The sequence below is a fragment of the Myxococcus sp. AB036A genome, from assembly GCF_006547355.1.
Lineage (GTDB): Bacteria > Myxococcota > Myxococcia > Myxococcales > Myxococcaceae > Myxococcus > Myxococcus virescens.
In genome coordinates this window covers 36,205-52,086 of the sequence record NZ_VHLC01000008.1, presented here as the reverse complement: position 1 = coordinate 52,086, position 15,882 = coordinate 36,205, and the positions used below count along the sequence as shown (strand labels likewise).

Sequence of the window (15,882 nt, the reverse complement as noted above, 5' to 3'; positions counted from 1 at the left end):
CGAAGGACGCCGGACACCAAGCAAAAGGGCCGCCCACCTCGCGGCGGACGGCCCTCTGGCTTTCATGGTGATTTGCCACCATCCGGGGAAAACGCCCCGGGGACGGGACTACTTCACGGCCTTCACGCGGCCGCGCTTCTCGCTGCCACCTTCGGCCGGCGCGGACTCGTCCGGCGCCGCGGCGACGGGCGCACCCGACTTGCCGATGCCGTACTTCTCCAGCACGCGGCCTTCGATGTCCTTCGCGATCTCCGGGTGCTCGCGCAGGTAGTCCTTCACGTTCTCCCGGCCCTGGCCGATGCGCTCACCATTGAAGGAGAACCAGCTGCCGCTCTTCTCCACGATGTTCTCGTTGGAGGCGAGGTCGATGAGGTCGCCCTCACGGGAGATGCCCGTGCCGTACATGATGTCGAACTCGACTTCCTTGAACGGCGGCGCGACCTTGTTCTTCACCACCTTCACGCGGGTGCGGCTGCCCACCACGTTGTCGCCATTCTTGATGGCGCCGATGCGGCGGATGTCCAGGCGCTGCGACGCGTAGAACTTCAGCGCGTTACCGCCCGTCGTCGTCTCCGGGTTGCCGAACATCACGCCAATCTTCATGCGAATCTGGTTGATGAAGATGACGCACGTCTGGCTCTTGGAGATGGTGCCCGTCAGCTTGCGGAGCGCCTGGCTCATGAGGCGGGCCTGCACACCCATGTGCGCGTCGCCCATCTCACCCTCGAGCTCCGCCTTCGGCACGAGCGCGGCCACCGAGTCCACCACCAGCACGTCGATGGCGCCCGAGCGCACCAGCATCTCCGCGATTTCCAGCGCCTGCTCACCCGTGTCCGGCTGGCTCAGCAGCAGGTCATCGGTGCGCACGCCCAGCTTGCGCGCGTAGCCCACGTCCAGCGCGTGCTCCGCGTCCACGTAACCGCAGATGCCGCCGCGCTTCTGCGCTTCGGCGACGATGTGGAGACACAGCGTCGTCTTACCGGACGACTCCGGCCCGAAGATTTCGATGATGCGGCCCTTGGGCACGCCACCCACGCCCAGGGCGATGTCCAGCGAGATGGAGCCCGTCGGGATGGCCTGAACGTCTCGCATCAGCGGCTCGTCGTTGCCGAGCCGCATGATGGACCCCTTGCCGAACTGGCGCTCCACCGCGGACATCGCCAGTTCGATCGCCTTTTCCTTCTCCTGATTCACGGCCATTGCTCGTAGCTCCTTGTATTGGCGAGCCACCCCGGCTCACCTGAACGCGCTTTTAGTACGCGATGGGTAGACCCTAGTCCACCCCTCTGACATCCGTGCTGCATCCTGCCGGTCAGCCCTCGCGGAGGGCAGCCAGGAAGGCGGCCACCAGCCCCGCCAATCCCACCCACAGCCCCATATGGGCCACGCCCAGGACCGAAAACACCGCCCCGGCCAGGGACACCAGGGTCAGCATCAGCAACCCCACGCGGTACACGGGCGTCCGGGGCGGAGCAAGCCACAAGGCGGCCATCGCCAGCAGGGAAAGGCCCACCTGGGAGGTGAGCAGGCTGGCGTCCCCTTGGTGGACCAGCGCTTCATGGACGACTTGCGCCCCGATGCCTCCCACCAACACCGCCACGGACGTACCTGGCTTCAGGCGGTGCGCCTTCCGCTGCAGGGTGTTGGCGCGCAGGTGCGCCAGGTCCTCGGGCTGGACTTCCAGGGCGTAGGGGAAGCCCAGGGACAACAGAGCCTCCACGGCGGCCGCGCGGCAGGTGCGTCCCTTCGCATCCACCAGTCCGGTGAGCCGCCCGCTCTCCAACAGCCGCAGGAAGGTGTCCGCCACCAGCCGATCTCCGCCCGTCCTGGCCATCCGGGACAGCTGGAGGTTCAGCCGCGCCGCCACCAGGGGACGCTCCGCCTCCGGCACCCGCCGGGCCTGCTCGGTCAACACCAGCACCGGCAGGGGGAGGTCCAACGGCGGCGTGGGCGTCCCCCGGAGCAGAGGAACCGGCGTGGCGTCCAGCGACGCGGGCTCGGGCGGCGCCTCCCACGGCGCGACCTCCCCCAGTGGCGCCTCGTCCTCGTCCTCCATGGACCGCTGCGTGAGCGGATGTATGCGAGGCGCGTCGGGCACGGAGGAAACTGTAGCCACGGCCCCCGGAGAGGTTCAAAGCGACGTGCCCCCGCAACTTTCACCGGACAACGGGCGAGCCGGAGCGAGCGGTGAACGCGGCCTTGTCGGACATGCGCGCCCGGGAGCGCGCGGCCTTCGCCATGTGCCGCTCCCTCTCGTGGAAACGACGAAGCCCGAGCCCCCTTCGCGGGAGCCCGGGCTTCTGGCGCTTCAGGTCCGAAGGCGCGCGGCGGCTACTCCACCGTCACGCTCTTGGCCAGGTTGCGCGGCTGGTCCACGTCGTTCCCGCGCAGGTCCGCCACGTGGTAGGCGAGCAGCTGCAGGGGGATGGTGGCCACCACCGGCGCCAGCAGCGCGCAGGCGGCCGGAATCCGGATGACCTGGTCGGCCAGCGTGGCCACGTGCTCGTCGTCCTCGTCGATGATGGCAATCACCTTGCCACCGCGCGCGCGGACCTCCTCGATGTTGCCGATGATTTTCTCGTACGCGACGTGCGGCTGCTTCGGCGCGATGACCACCACCGGCATCTTCTCGTCGATGAGCGCGATGGGGCCGTGCTTCATCTCACCGCCCGCGTAGCCCTCCGCGTGGATGTACGAGATTTCCTTCAGCTTGAGCGCGCCCTCCAGCGCCACCGGGTGCATGGGGCCACGGCCGAGGAAGAGGAAGTCCTGCGCGTTCATGTACTCGCGCGACACGCGCGTCACGGCCGGCTCGCACTTGAGGACGTCCTCAATCATCTTCGGCACCTTCGTCAGCTGCGTCAGGTGCTCCTGCGCCGCCGGCACGGACAGGGTGCCACGCATGCGGCCCAGCTTGACGGCCAGCAGGTACAGGGCCACCAGCTGCGTGGTGAACGCCTTGGTGGACGCCACGCCAATCTCCGGGCCCGCGTTGGTGAGCACGGAGAAGTCGGCCTCGCGCGTCATCGCGCTGCCAATGACGTTGCAGATGGCCATGGCCGTGGCGCCGCGGGCCTTGGCCTCCTTGAAGGCCGCCAGCGTGTCCGCCGTCTCGCCCGACTGGCTGATGGCGATGGCCAGGTGCGTGCCGTCGACGATGGGGTCGCGGTAGCGGAACTCGCTCGCCAGCTCCACCTCGACCGGCAGGCGCGCCAGCGACTCAATCATGTGCTTGCCCGCGACACCGGAGTGCCACGACGTGCCGCACGCGAGGATGGTGACCTTGGTCAGCGAGCGGACCTTCTCCGCCGACAGGTTCCAGCCCTCGAAGTGGACGTCGCCTTCCGACAGGAGCATCCGGCCGCGCAGCGTGTCCGCGACGGCGCGGGGCTGCTCCCAGATTTCCTTGTGCATGAAGTGCTTGTGGCCGCCCTTCTCCGCCATCATCGGCGTCCAGTCGATGCGGCGGGTGGGCCGGTTCACCTTCTGGCCCTGGCGATTGAAGATGTCCACGGCCGCCGCGGTGATGACGGCCATGTCCCCCTCTTCCATGTAGACGAAGTCGCGCGTGTGCTCGAGCAGCGCCGGCACGTCGCTGGCCAGGAAGTTCTGCCCCTGGCCCAGGCCCAGCACCATGGGCGAGGCGTCCTTGGTGCAGACGATGCGGCTGGGGTCGCTGGCCGTCAGCACGGCCAGCGCGTAGGTGCCCTTCACCTGGGCAATGGCCGCGCGCACCGCGTCCGGCAGCTCCAGGCCGCGCTCCAGCTCTTCGGAGATGAGGTGCGCGAACACCTCCGAGTCCGTCTCCGAGGAGAAGACGTGCCCACGCGAGCGCAGCTGCTCCTTGAGCGACAGGTGGTTCTCGATGATGCCGTTGTGCACCACCGCCACGTCCTTGTACGTGTGCGGGTGCGCGTTCTCGTCGGAGGGACGCCCGTGGGTCGCCCAGCGGGTGTGCCCGATGCCGATGTTGCCTGGTGGCTGGTCCGCCACCACCCGGTTCTCCAGGTTGCGGAGCTTGCCCGTGGCCCGCACGACGTTGAGCTTGCGCTGATTCAGCACCGCAACGCCCGCCGAGTCATAGCCACGGTATTCGAGCCGCTTCAGACCCGACACCAGGATGGGGGCTGATTCCTTGTCACCGACGTATCCAACAATCCCGCACATAGTTGCACCTCTCTCTCACGCCCACGCCCGCCGGAGCAATCCGCGGGATTCCCCTACATCCCTGCCGGGCAGCGCTCTGCCTGGTACCCAAGCAAGAGCCGCGCCGACTATCCCGCCCGCGCCTTCGCCTGCCGCGCCTTCTTGGTGGCCACCCAACCCTCCTTGGTCACCTGTGGCGTCCGGGACACAGCGAGGCTCCCGGGAGGCACATTTTTCGTCACCGTGGTGCCCGCGCCGACATACGAGCCGTCACCAACCTTCACGGGCGCGACGAGCTGGGTGTCGGAGCCGATGAACACCCCATCCCCCAGTTCAGTCAGGTGCTTGTTCACCCCGTCATAGTTACAGGTGATGGTGCCCGCCCCCACGTTGCACCCGGAACCAATGACAGCGTCTCCCAGGTACGTGAGATGGTTGGCCTTCGAACCTTTTCCGATGCGGGCCTTCTTCGTCTCCACGAAGTTGCCCAGATGCACGTCCTCGGCCAGCTCCGTCCCGGGGCGCAGCCGCGAGAAGGGGCCAATGACGTTGCGCTCCCCCACCCGGGCCTCTTCCAGCACGGAGTAAGGCTTGATGACGGTGCCGTCCGCCACGGTGGAGGCGTGCAGCACGCTGCCCTGACCAATGGTGCAGCCCTTGCCCACCACGGTGCCGGCGGCCAGCGTGACGGAGGGACCGATTTCGGTGTCGGGCCCCACGGTGACGCCTTCCTCGATGTAGGCGGTGGCGGGGTCCTGTAGCGAGACGCCGGCGCGCATGTGCGCCTCGTTGATGCGCTGCTGCAGCACGCGCGCGCGGGCGGCCAGCTCCACCCGGTCATTCACGCCGGCCGTCTCCGTGGCGTCCGCCTCCACCGAGCCCACCGGGCCCTGCTTCGCGGCCATCTCCACCAGGTCGGTGAGGTAGTACTCGCCCTGGGCGTTCTGCGGCTTGATTTCAGCCAGCGCCTTCCAGAGGAAGTCCGCGTCCACGGAGTAGATGCCGGCGTTGCACTCGCGCACCGCGCGCTGCTCCGGGGTGCAGTCCTTGTGCTCCACGATGCGCGTCACCTTGCCACCGTCGCGGATGACCCGGCCGTAGCCCGTGGGGTCCTCCAGGGTGGTGGTCACCATGGCCAGCTTGCCGCCCGCCTGGTCATGGGCGGCCAGCAGCGCCTCCAGCGTCTCGCGGCGCAGCAACGGCACATCGCCGTAAAGAATGAGGACCCGTCCGGAGTACCCCTTCAGGGCCTCCTCCGCGGAGCGCACCGCGTCCGCCGTCCCGCGTTGCTCGCGCTGGAGCGCGAAGCGCAGGGGGGCATCCGGGAAGAGGCCTCGGACGGCCTTCTCCACCGCTTCCGCCTGGTGGCCCACCACGGGGACCACCGACGTGGCGCCCAGTTCAAGGGCCCGCTTGAGGGGATACGCGCAAAGGGGCCGACCGAGGATGGGGTGAAGGACCTTCGCCTTCTCCGACTTCATCCGCGTGCCCTTGCCCGCGCACAGCACCACCGCCGCCAGAACGCTCATGCGGCGGAGAATTAGGGACAGCCAATCGAGTCGTCAACCGCGCGAGGATCAGAAGGCGTGACGGTGTCCACCGGCCGTGCCTTCGCACTGACCGAGACGCACAGGGTGTTGCGCTGAATCGTGATGCCGAAGCTGGGCTTCAAGAAGACCGTCACCTCGGCCGCGGTGGGCGCGGCGCCAGGTAGGGCCTTTTTCTCGGGTATGGCTTGCGTGCTCATACGCTCCCCCGGACGCGATTCATGATGGGACCAGGATGCACGCCGCCGGAGAACAATCCAAGAGGAAAAATGCTGTCAGGCTGAAATCCTGGTCCTGACCATACGGTTCGTGCATACCGGGACACATGTAGTCCGTCTGGTCCCCTGGCGTCGCCGGACTGGAGGGTAGGCTTTTGTCGCCCGGGTAACACATCACCCAGGACGAAAGCCAGCGATGGACTGTTCAGACAGCGCGAGGAGGGCTGAACCCGTGAAGGACACGAGCTTCCGCGGTGCGGTGCTGAAGCGAGGACTGCTGGCCGCGGTGATGATGGTGGCGTGTGTGGCACAGGCGGCGCGGCCCTACCGGGGCGGCGCGGTGGCCACGGCCTACCCGCAGGCGAGCGCTGCGGCGTTGGAGATGCTGGAGAAGGGCGGCAACGCCACGGACGCGGCGGTGGCGGCGGCCTTCGTGGCGGCGGTGGTGGGGCCCTACCACTCCGGCGTTGGCGGCGGCGGCTTCGCGCTGGTGCACGACGCCAAGAGCGGCGACACGAAGGTGTTGGATTTCCGCGAGGTGGCCCCCAAGGCGGCCACGCGTGACATGTACGTGAAGGACGGCAAGGTGGTGCCGGGCCTGTCCACGGACGGCGCGCTGAGCGTGGCGGTACCGGGCGCCGTCGCGGGCTACCTGGAGCTGCTCAAGGCGCACGGAAAGCTGAAGCCGGCGGTGGTGCTGGCGCCGGCCATCGCGGCGGCGCGCAAGGGCGTGTGGGTGACGCCGCGCTACCGCACCATGGCGGAGGGCCGGCTGGCCTGCCTGAGCCGGGACGCGGAGGCCTCACGCGTGTTCCTGGTGAAGAACGCCCAGGGCCAGTGGGAAGCCCCGCCCGTGGGGCACGTCATCCGCCAGCCCGACCTGGCGCGCACGCTGACCTCCATTGCGAAGGGTGGCGCCAAGGCCTTCTATGCGGGGCCGGTGGCGAAGGCCATCGCCACGTCGGTCCAGGCTGGCGGCGGCATCCTCACCCTGGAGGACCTCGCGGCCTACAAGACGCGGAGCGCCACGCCCCTGGAGGGCACGTACCGCGGCCACCGCATCCTCACCATGCCGCCGCCGAGCGCGGGGGGCGTGGCCGTCATCCAGGTGCTGACCGCGATGGAGCAACTGCGTCCCCAGGGCGTGACGTTCCGCGACGCGGAGGCGCTGCACCTCTACGCGGAAGCCGTGCGGCGGGCCTATGTGGACCGCGCGAAGTACCTGGGGGACCCGGCCTTCGTGGACGTGCCCCTGGCGCGGCTGGTGTCGCCCGGCCACGTCGCGAACCTGGCGGGCTCCATCGACCCGAAGAAGGCCACGCCCAGCGCGTCGCTGCTGGCGCCGAAGGAAGGCGTGCGGGGCTCCACGCTGACGGACGAGCCCACCACCCTGACGCCCGAACCGGAGAAGAAGAACACCACGCACATCTCCGTCATCGACAAGGACGGCAACGCGGTGGCGATGACGACCACGGTGAACTACGGCTTCGGCTCGTGCATGGTGGCCAAGGGCACCGGCGTGCTACTCAACGATGAGATGGATGACTTCGCCGCGCAGCCAGGCGTGCCCAACGCATACGGCCTGGTAACGGGCGAGCCCAACGCCATCGCACCGGGCAAGGTGCCGCTGTCCTCCATGGCCCCCACGCTGGTGTTCTCCAAGGAAGACCCCCGGCGCGTCATGCTCGCGGTGGGCAGCCCTGGCGGCTCCACCATCCCCACCACCGTCATCCAGGTCATCAGCAACGTGGTGGACCACGGCATGGACGTGGCGCGCGCGGTGAATGAAGGCCGCTTGCATCACCAGTACCTGCCCGACGAGCTGTGGGTGGACAAGTGGGGCCTGGAGCCGGCGACGCTGTCCGTGCTGGAGGCCAAGGGCCACAAGGTGCGCCGCGTGGAGCAGTGGGGCGACGCGGAGGCCGTCTACAGCGACCCGAAGACGGGGCTGCGCTTCTCCGCGAGCGACCCGCGCAACGAGGGCGCCGCCCTGGGACAGGATTGAGCAGTGCCCACCCCACCGCCCATCTTCGACGCCCACCTCCATCCGGAGAGCCTGAGCGACCAGGATTTGGAGTCCATGCGCTTCTTCGGCGTGGAGCGGGCGCTGGTGGTGGCGCACCACTTCCCGGAGCCCACGTCCAAGGCGTTGCTGCGGCACTTCGATGACCTGGTGGAACGCCAGCTCCCCCGGTTGGAGCGCCTGGGCATCCGCGCCTACGCGGCCCTGGGCGTCCACCCACGCTGCATCCCCCGGCGCGGCTTGAGCGAGGTGCTGTCCGCGCTGCCTGACTACTTCCAGGGCGGGCGCGTGGTGGCCCTGGGCGAGACGGGCCTGCACACGGGCGGCGAGGAGGAAGAAGAAGCCTTCCTGGAGCAGCTCGCGCTGGCCCGCAGCCTCAAGCTGCGCGTGGTGGTGCACACCCCCACCACGGACAAGGAGCGCCACACGCGGCGCATCCTCACGCTCCTGCGGCAGTCGGGCCTGCTGCCCTCGCGCGCGCTGGTGGACCACGCCAACGCCCGGACGGTGCGCACCATCCTGGAGGTAGGCCACTGGGCCGGGCTGACGCTGCACCCCGAGGCGCTCAAGGCCGAGCGCGCGGTGGTGCTGGTGCGGCGGCTGGGCAGTGAGCGGCTGATGCTCAACTCCGACGCGGGCGACGGCGCCGGGGACATCCTCGGCCTGGCGCGCGCCGCCAACCTGCTGACGAAGGCCAATCTGTCCACGCGCATCGTCCGCCGCATCACCCACGAGAACGCCGCTCGCTTCTTCCAGGTGGGCGGCTGACGCTCGCGCGGCGCCGTACCGCCACCGTGGCCGGCGCCCGTTGACCCGGGTCCGCCATCCTCCATGGCGGAATCTTGCGATGAAACGGCGCGCTCTTCGTCATTCCCATCAGGAGCACGCAGCGGAAATAGGCCGGTCCCCCGCACGTTGCCCCCTCACCCGCGCTGGGAGTGGCATTTGCACCGCTTGGTCGTCTTCGTCGTCAGCCTCGCGCTCGCAGGCTGCGCTGGCTCGTCATCCGCCCAGCGCCCTGCGTCATCCACCGAACCTCCGGTGCCTTCCGCGCCGAGCCCCCTGGAGCCTGACGCAGGACGCCAACTGACCGCCACACCCGGGCGCTTCCTGGCGGCCTGCCTGTGCGATGTGCAACGGGCCTCGGCGCGCATCAACGCCTTGCTGTCACTGCCCGAGCCCCGGAACGTGGAGGCGGCCCTCACCGCCTACGACGACGCCATCGCCCTGCTGGATGACGCCAACGGCCGCGCGGGCATCGGTGCCAACACCCACCCGGACGCCGCGTTCCGCGCGGCGGCGGCGCGCTGCGCCCAGGCCGCAGATGGCATGCGCACGGACGTGTCGCTCAATCCCCACGTCTACGCGGCCCTGGCCGCGCTGGACCTGAGCGGGCAGGACACCGCCACCCAGCGATGGGTGGACCTGGTGCTGCGGAACTTCCGGCGCGCGGGGGTGAACCGGGACGAGGCCACCCGCGCGCGGCTGCGCGAGCTGAACGACGCCCTCACCCGGCTGGGACAGGCGTTCAGCCAGCACATCCGCGAAGACGTCCGGCACGTGGACGTGGCACCCGAAGCGCTGGAGGGCCTGCCCGACGATTACATCCGGGACCATCCGCCCGGGCCCGACGGCCGGGTGCGCGTCACCACCGACGCTTCCGACGCCCTGCCCGTCCTGACCTACGCGCGCGACAGCAGCGCCCGCGAGGCGCTCTGGCGCGCGGGCCAGCAGCGCGGCCATCCCCGCAATCTGGAGACGCTGACACGCCTGCTCCAGACGCGTCACGACCTGGCCACGCTCCTGGGCTATCCGAGCTGGGCCGCCTACGCGTCCGAGGACAAGATGGTCCGGCACCAGCACGTGGCCGAGGACTTCATCGAACAGCTCGCCACCGCCACCACCACGCGCGTGCAGGACGACTACACCGCGCTGCTGGAGCGCAAGCGGCGCGACGTGCCCGGCGCGTCCCGCGTGGAGCCGTGGGAGCAGACGTACCTCAAGGAACAGGTGCGCGCGGAGCGCTACCGCTTCGACTCGCGCGAGCTGCGGCCCTACTTCGAATACACGCGGGTGAAGCAGGGCGTGCTGGACATCACCTCGCGGCTCTTCGGGCTCACCTACCGCCGCGTCCGGGATGCGCAGGTGTGGCACCCAGACATCGAGGCCTGGGACATCTACGAGGGCCCCACGCGCCTGGGGCGCTTCTACCTGGACATGCACCCGCGCCCGAACAAGTACGCCCACCCGGCGCAGTGGGACCTGGCCACCGGCCGCGCGGGGAGGACGCTTCCCGAGGGCGTGCTGACGGGCAACTTCCCGCGTCCTGGCGCCCACCCCGCGCTGCTCCAGCACTCCCAGGTGCAGACGTTCTTCCACGAGTTCGGCCACCTGCTGCACCACGTCCTCGGCGGCCGGGCGCGCTGGGCCGGCCTGTCCGGCTCGCGCACGGAGCGCGACTTCGTGGAAGCGCCCGCCCAGGTGCTGGAGGAGTGGGCCTGGCGCCCGGAGTCACTCCAGACGTTCGCCCGGCACGTCGTCACCGGCGAGCCGCTGCCCACGGAGACCATCCTCCGGATGCGGCGCGCGGACGCCTTCGGCAAGGGACTGTGGCTGCGCCAACAGCTCTTCTACGCGGCCGTCAGCCTCCAGCTCCACGCGAGCGACCCCGCGGGCGTGGACACCACCGCGCGGGTGAACGCGCTCCAGGAGCGCTACATGCCCTTCCCCGCAGTGGACGACACCTACGCCCATCTCTCCTTCGTCCAGCTCGACGGCTACTACTCCTCCGCGTACTACGCCTACCTCTGGTCGCTCGTCATCGCCCGGGACCTGCTCACACCGTTCCTGGAGCACGGGCTGATGGACACCTCCACCGCCCAGCGCTACCGGGACACCGTGCTGGGTCCGGGCGGCTCCCGTGACGCGGCGGACCTGGTCCGGTCATTCCTGGGCAGGGACTACGGCTTCGAGGCGTATACCCGTTGGCTGGACGACGCCTGACGCTGCTCGTCAGGGCCTGTAAAAACCAAGGGCCCCGCGATGTGAATCGCGAGGCCCCTTGGGTTGTGAATCCGTCAACCCGTTGACACTCCGCTCACGCGGCGTCAGCGCTCAGTGCACCGCGGGTGCGGACACCGCCTGCTCGGGCTGCAGGGTGATCCCCTGGGAGCCCGAATCGAAACGGACCTGCACGGGGACGCCCTGATAGCGGTACTGGGCCAGGGAGTCAGCCGCCTCGTCGAGCTGGCGCTGATAGCGCTCCTCGAGCTCCACGGCGATCAACAGCATCGTCTCGCCCGCGTCCTCGACGCCCGGGCGGTACACCTGGCACCGCTGGAACCGCGCCCAGCGACCGTTCTCCATCTTCACCAGCTCGCCGTCGTAAGCCATGCGCAGCTCCTCTGCCGTAAATCCGACGGAATCCAATGTAGGGCCGGATTAACTCCCTGTCATCCCCCCACTTGAAAATTCGTCAAAAGCCTGGAAGACCAAGGGGTTACAAGCACAACTGGCAGGCATCCAGGCGGGCAGCCAGGGCAACTGCTCAAAAATGTAAATTGAGCGGGCCGTCAACGTGGTTAAGGCCGGCCTCGCGGGGCGGTGGCACGGGGGCAGTGCGTCACCTATGCTTTGGGGGAGATGAAGCTGCCCGGACTGTTCCGCAAAGAGCGCACCACCATCCAGGCTGCCGACGCGCAGGACCACGCCGAGCGGCTCCTCGCCGAGTCGCTGCGCATGCTGGGCCAGGTCTGCGCCAAGGTCGCGGACGCCATCGAGGCGCAGCGGCTGTCCCGCCAGGGGTATACGCACAACACCTACCTGCGACGGACCGACGGCGACGAGGACGACACCGCCAAGAAGGCGTAGACGGGTGGCTCGCCATGGCCACCGACTCCGACGCTGACGTGCCCGTCCCCTGCCTGGCCTCCGCGCCCACGTGGCGGGACGCTGGCATCCGCATGCCCATGCCCGCCCTCCAGGACACGGAGGGCCCCCGCCTGCCCGAAGGACTGCCGCCCGTGGTGGACGCGCACGTCCACCTCTTCCCGGACCGGGTGTTCGACGCGGTGTGGCGCTGGTTCGACCAGTACGGCTGGCCCATCCGCTACAAGCTGCACACGCGGCAGGTCGTGTCCTTCCTCCTGTCGCGAGGTGTCCACCGGGTGGTGGCGCTGCATTACGCCCACCGGCCAGGCATGGCCCGCGCGCTCAACGCCTACGTGGCGGAGGTGGCCCGGGAAGAGCCTCGGGTGCTGGGGCTCGCCACCGTGCTCCCGGGCGAACCCGATGCCACGGCCGTGTTGGAAGAGGCGTTCGACGCGGGCCTGCGTGGGGTGAAGATTCACTGCCACGTTCAATGCTTCTCACCTGACGCGCCGCACCTTCACGAGGTGTATGCCGCGTGCGCGAAGGCGGGCCGTCCGCTCGTCATGCACGCGGGGCGGGAGCCCTCCAGTCCCCATTACAACTGCGACACCTACGCGCTCTGCGCCGCGGAGCGGGTGGAGCGTGTGCTGAAGGACCATCCCACGCTGAAACTGTGCGTGCCCCACCTGGGGGCGGACGAGTTCGACGCCTACGCGCGGCTGCTCGAGCGGCACGACAACCTCTGGCTGGACACCACCATGGCCCTGGCCGGGTACTTCCCCGTCCCCATCCCCCGCCGCGCGCTGGAGGTCCGGCCCGAGCGCATCCTCTACGGCACGGACTTTCCCAACATCCCCTACGCCTGGGACCGTGAGCTGCGGACGATGCTGGGGATGAAGTTGGATGACGCGGTACTCGCGGGAATCCTGGGGCAGAATGCGCTCCAGCTGTACGGAGCGTGAGCCCCGTGGACACCCGGCCCCGGATGCAAGCCTCGTCCTCCCGGGCCGTTCGCTGTTGAAAAGCATCGGGGCCCCTTCCGGAATGGAAGAGGAGTTCCCATCATCCTGCCCATAGAATTTCGCGGCGCCACACCCAGCCGCAGCTTCCGAGGCCCTGCCATGTCCCACATCCTGGTCGTCGATGACGACGCGAGCCACCGCACGCTCATCTGCGATGCACTCGAGGAAATGGGCTATCCCACGGTTCAAGCGGCCAACGGTCGTGAGGCGCTGGACCTGCTGGAGGGAGACATGCCCTCCGCCGTGCTGCTCGACTTGCGGATGCCAGTCATGAGCGGCTGGGGATTGCTCGACGCACTCAAGAAGATGCCCCGTGCGCGGGGTCTGCCCATCATCATCATCTCCGGCTACGGCTTCGAATGGGAGGCCGAGCTCGTGGGCGCCGCGGGCTACATCTCCAAGCCCGTGGACCTGGACAAGGTGCGGATGACGGTGCAGCAGATTGCCGGTCCGCCGGAGATGTCGCTCGTCCACTGAGACGGCACCGTAGGGCCAGCGGGCATCCCCCTGTTGACGGGTGGGGATTGTCCCCCGGTGCCGGGCTCGGGTGAGATGGAGGACATTCCATGATGCCCTCTCCCACTGATGACCTGGCGGTCGACGCCCGCGGACTGCAGAAGCGCTTTGGCGGCTTCAGCGCGCTCAACGGCCTGGACCTGCAGATTCCCCGCGGCGCCTTCTACGCGTACCTGGGCCCCAACGGGGCCGGGAAGTCCACCAGCATCGCCTTGCTGACCGGGGTGTACGGTCCCGACGCGGGCTCCATCCGCATGCTCGGGGTGGATGCGGTGGCCAGGCCCATGGAAGTGAAGCGCCGCGTCGGCGTGGTGCCGGAGGAGCTGAGCCTCTTCGAGCGGCTCACCGGCCGGCAGTACCTCACCTTCTGCGCGCGCATGTACGGGCTGGACGGCGACGAGGCCGCCGCGCGCGCCACCGAGCTGCTGGAGCTGACGGAGCTCACCTACAAGGCGGGCGCGTTGGTGGCGGAGTACTCCAAGGGCATGCGCCGGAGGCTCGCCATCGCCGCGGCGCTGATCCACGCGCCGGAGCTGGTGCTGCTGGACGAGCCCTTCGAGGGCATCGACGTGCTGGCCGCCGGCGTCATCCGCGAGCTCCTGCGCGAGCTGAGCCGCCGAGGGGTGACGCTGCTGCTCACCACGCACGTGCTGGAAATCGCCGAGCGGCTGGCCACGCACGCGGGCATCATCCGCGGCGGCCGCATGCTGGACCAGGGGCCGGTGGGCTCGCTGCTGTCGCGTTACGAGTGCCCGTCACTGGAGGCGGTGTTCGAGAAGCTCATCTCCGTGCCGGCCTCGCGCAACGCGCGCCTGTCCTTCTACGGTGAGGCGCCCGCGTCCGTGACGCCGCTGCGCCAGGAGACCGCATGAGCCGCCCCGCCGTGCCCGGCTTCTTCCGGCACCTGTGGCTGCTGTGGGGGCTGCGCTTCGACATCGGGTTGAATCAGGGCCCCGGACGCAGCCGGCTGCTCGCGGTGGCCGCCTTCGCCGCGTCGAGCGCGCCGGGCCTCTTCCTGGGCCTGACGTTCTTCGCGCTGATGCGGCTGCGGCCCATCGCGGAGAGCGACGTGTGGCCCTACTTCATCCTCAACCTGCTGTGCTTCGTCACCTTCTCGGTGTGGGTGACGTGGCCGCTGTTGTCCGCGGGCGTGGATGACCACTCCGAGCTGAGCCGCTACGCCGCCTTCCCCATCTCCCCCTTCCGGCTGCTCATCGCGTCGACGGTGGCCAGCCTCTTCGAGCCGCGCGCGCTCGTCTTCTACGCGCCGCTCACCGGGGCCGCGCTGGGCTTCGCGTCCGTCTACGTGCTGTACATGCCGTGGCTGGCGGTGGTCCTCTACGTCCTCTTCGCGCTCCTGTGCGCGGCCTGGAGCCGGGTGGCGCTGTACGCCGTCATCAACGTGCTGAGGGAGAAGCACAGCGCGGAAATCATGGGCGGAGGACTGGCGCTCTTCCTCCTGGGCGCGTCGTTCATTCCGCCCATCGACACCTCGTGGCTGACGGCGGTGGGCGAGGCGGGCGTGGACGCGCTGGACATGTCCCTCATCATCAACGCGGCGGTGGCGCTGGGCCGCGTGCCCCCGGGGCTCTTCGGAGACGCGCTGGCGCAGCTCGCCTGGCACCGGCCCCGGGTGGCCATGCTCGAGGCGGCAGCGCTGCTCTTCTTCGCGGGCGTGGGCATGGCGGTGGCCTACGCGCTCCTCATGCGCTTCCACCGGCAGGCGGGCCGCGCGGGGGGCTCGCGCAAGGACTCGGGGGACAGCAACCCGTTCGCCACCACGCGGACGCGCTACACCACGCTGGTGACGCGCGAGGCCCTGGACCTGTGGCGCAACCCGCGCGCGCGGCTGCTGGCGTCGGTGCCCTTCATCCTGGCCATCCTGCTGAAGCTGCTGTCCGGAAGGGACTTGTTCGTGTTCATTCTGGGCGGCTCGGCGGATGCGTGGCTGATGGGGGGCCTGTGCATCTACGGCGCGGTGGTGATTGCGTCCACGTTCTCCCAGAACACCTTCGCGTACGACGGACAGGGCTTCGCGGCCTTCCTGGCGGCGCCCCTGGACCTGGCGGACGTGCTGCGCGCGAAGAATCAGGTGCAGGGCGCGGCGGCGCTGGGGATGGCGGCGCTGGTGGCGCTCTTCTACCGGGTGTACTTCGGCTTCGGCACCGGGCTGGACATGCTGTGCGCCATGGCGGCCGTGGGAGCCGTGGTGCCCATGCTGCTGGCCGCGGGCAACTTCCTGTCGCTGTACTTCCCGGTGAAGTTCCACGCGAGCCTCAAGCGGCGGGACAAGGTTCCGCTGACGGCCTCCATGCTGGGCATCCTCGCGGCCAGCGCTGGCTGCATGCCCTTCGGCTGGGCGCTCAAGCTGGCGGGCAAGGAAGGGCCCACGTGGCACACGGCGGCGATGATTCTCCTGGCCGCCGCGTTGAACGTGGCGCTGTATCGCGGGGTGCTTCCCCTGGCGCTGCGGCTGCTGGAGCGGCGGCGTGAAGTGGTGCTCCAGGCGGTGACGCGGGAGTAGCGCGCGCGGCCTTCCC

14 protein-coding genes are annotated in these 15,882 nt (G+C 69.3%); 8 read left to right on the top strand and 6 right to left on the bottom strand.

Annotation, left to right across the window (positions count from 1 at the left end; translation table 11 throughout):
• Window positions 1–108 precede the first annotated feature (108 nt).
• The 5 genes from recA to FL344_RS05360 all read right to left on the bottom strand — a co-directional run bounded on the left by recA (window position 109) and on the right by FL344_RS05360 (window position 5,893).
• Window positions 109–1,200 carry a recombinase RecA gene (gene recA, locus FL344_RS05380; RefSeq protein ID WP_090484573.1) on the bottom strand — a complete coding sequence of 364 codons (1,092 nt, stop codon included), beginning with the start codon at window positions 1,198–1,200 and terminating at the stop codon, window positions 109–111.
• Between the two features lie 112 nt (window positions 1,201–1,312).
• On the bottom strand, window positions 1,313–2,116 hold the full coding sequence (locus FL344_RS05375; protein ID WP_141617765.1) for a hypothetical protein: 804 nt from the start codon (window positions 2,114–2,116) through the stop codon (window positions 1,313–1,315).
• A 215-nt stretch (window positions 2,117–2,331) separates the two neighbouring features.
• Window positions 2,332–4,167 carry a glutamine--fructose-6-phosphate transaminase (isomerizing) gene (gene glmS, locus FL344_RS05370; RefSeq protein WP_141617764.1) on the bottom strand — a complete coding sequence of 612 codons (1,836 nt, stop codon included), beginning with the start codon at window positions 4,165–4,167 and terminating at the stop codon, window positions 2,332–2,334.
• A 107-nt stretch (window positions 4,168–4,274) separates the two neighbouring features.
• Entirely contained in the window at window positions 4,275–5,675 is a 1,401-nt protein-coding gene (gene glmU, locus FL344_RS05365; RefSeq protein ID WP_141617763.1) for a bifunctional UDP-N-acetylglucosamine diphosphorylase/glucosamine-1-phosphate N-acetyltransferase GlmU, read from the bottom strand.
• 11 nt (window positions 5,676–5,686) lie between these two features.
• Window positions 5,687–5,893: a hypothetical protein gene (locus FL344_RS05360; protein WP_011551501.1), complete on the bottom strand. Its 207-nt coding sequence runs from the start codon at window positions 5,891–5,893 to the stop codon at window positions 5,687–5,689.
• A 214-nt stretch (window positions 5,894–6,107) separates the two neighbouring features.
• Between FL344_RS05360 and ggt the strand changes: the two genes are divergently transcribed.
• The 3 genes from ggt (at window position 6,108) to FL344_RS05345 (ending at window position 10,937) form a co-directional block, all read left to right on the top strand.
• Entirely contained in the window at window positions 6,108–7,916 is a 1,809-nt protein-coding gene (gene ggt / locus FL344_RS05355) for a gamma-glutamyltransferase (protein ID WP_141617762.1), read from the top strand.
• Window positions 7,917–7,919: 3 nt separating this feature from the next.
• Window positions 7,920–8,702: a TatD family hydrolase gene (locus FL344_RS05350; protein ID WP_141617761.1), complete on the top strand. Its 783-nt coding sequence runs from the start codon at window positions 7,920–7,922 to the stop codon at window positions 8,700–8,702.
• Between the two features lie 177 nt (window positions 8,703–8,879).
• Window positions 8,880–10,937, top strand: a complete 2,058-nt coding sequence (locus FL344_RS05345) for a M3 family metallopeptidase (RefSeq protein WP_141617760.1) — start codon at window positions 8,880–8,882, stop codon at window positions 10,935–10,937.
• A 111-nt stretch (window positions 10,938–11,048) separates the two neighbouring features.
• Here the strand turns inward: FL344_RS05345 and FL344_RS05340 are convergent, their stop codons facing one another.
• Window positions 11,049–11,327 (bottom strand): hypothetical protein, encoded by a 279-nt coding sequence (locus tag FL344_RS05340; RefSeq protein ID WP_090484585.1) that lies wholly within the window; start codon window positions 11,325–11,327, stop codon window positions 11,049–11,051.
• A gap of 249 nt (window positions 11,328–11,576) precedes the next feature.
• Between FL344_RS05340 and FL344_RS05335 the strand changes: the two genes are divergently transcribed.
• The 5 genes from FL344_RS05335 (at window position 11,577) to FL344_RS05315 (ending at window position 15,866) form a co-directional block, all read left to right on the top strand.
• The gene (locus tag FL344_RS05335; RefSeq protein ID WP_141591657.1) at window positions 11,577–11,804 is read left to right on the top strand and encodes a hypothetical protein; all 228 of its coding nucleotides are present in this window, start codon (window positions 11,577–11,579) and stop codon (window positions 11,802–11,804) included.
• A 14-nt stretch (window positions 11,805–11,818) separates the two neighbouring features.
• Window positions 11,819–12,766, top strand: coding sequence for an amidohydrolase family protein (locus FL344_RS05330; RefSeq protein WP_141617759.1), 948 nt, complete (start codon window positions 11,819–11,821; stop codon window positions 12,764–12,766).
• Window positions 12,767–12,925: 159 nt separating this feature from the next.
• Entirely contained in the window at window positions 12,926–13,303 is a 378-nt protein-coding gene (locus tag FL344_RS05325) for a response regulator (protein ID WP_011551495.1), read from the top strand.
• 89 nt (window positions 13,304–13,392) lie between these two features.
• Window positions 13,393–14,214: an ABC transporter ATP-binding protein gene (locus FL344_RS05320; protein ID WP_020477755.1), complete on the top strand. Its 822-nt coding sequence runs from the start codon at window positions 13,393–13,395 to the stop codon at window positions 14,212–14,214.
• Window positions 14,211–15,866: a hypothetical protein gene (locus tag FL344_RS05315; protein ID WP_141617758.1), complete on the top strand. Its 1,656-nt coding sequence runs from the start codon at window positions 14,211–14,213 to the stop codon at window positions 15,864–15,866. The genes FL344_RS05320 and FL344_RS05315 overlap by 4 nt, the downstream gene beginning before the upstream one ends.
• Window positions 15,867–15,882 lie beyond the last annotated feature (16 nt).

Bases quoted from the DNA above. Each gene is read 5' to 3' on its own strand.
- FL344_RS05335 (WP_141591657.1), top strand. From the start codon at position 11,577: ATGAAGCTGCCCGGACTGTTCCGCAAAGAGCGCACCACCATCCAGGCT.
- glmS (WP_141617764.1), bottom strand. From the start codon at position 4,167: ATGTGCGGGATTGTTGGATACGTCGGTGACAAGGAATCAGCCCCCATC.
- FL344_RS05315 (WP_141617758.1), top strand. From the start codon at position 14,211: ATGAGCCGCCCCGCCGTGCCCGGCTTCTTCCGGCACCTGTGGCTGCTG.
- recA (WP_090484573.1), bottom strand. From the start codon at position 1,200: ATGGCCGTGAATCAGGAGAAGGAAAAGGCGATCGAACTGGCGATGTCC.
- FL344_RS05340 (WP_090484585.1), bottom strand. From the start codon at position 11,327: ATGGCTTACGACGGCGAGCTGGTGAAGATGGAGAACGGTCGCTGGGCG.
- FL344_RS05360 (WP_011551501.1), bottom strand. From the start codon at position 5,893: ATGAGCACGCAAGCCATACCCGAGAAAAAGGCCCTACCTGGCGCCGCG.
- glmU (WP_141617763.1), bottom strand. From the start codon at position 5,675: ATGAGCGTTCTGGCGGCGGTGGTGCTGTGCGCGGGCAAGGGCACGCGG.
- FL344_RS05330 (WP_141617759.1), top strand. From the start codon at position 11,819: ATGGCCACCGACTCCGACGCTGACGTGCCCGTCCCCTGCCTGGCCTCC.
- FL344_RS05320 (WP_020477755.1), top strand. From the start codon at position 13,393: ATGATGCCCTCTCCCACTGATGACCTGGCGGTCGACGCCCGCGGACTG.
- ggt (WP_141617762.1), top strand. From the start codon at position 6,108: ATGGACTGTTCAGACAGCGCGAGGAGGGCTGAACCCGTGAAGGACACG.
- FL344_RS05325 (WP_011551495.1), top strand. From the start codon at position 12,926: ATGTCCCACATCCTGGTCGTCGATGACGACGCGAGCCACCGCACGCTC.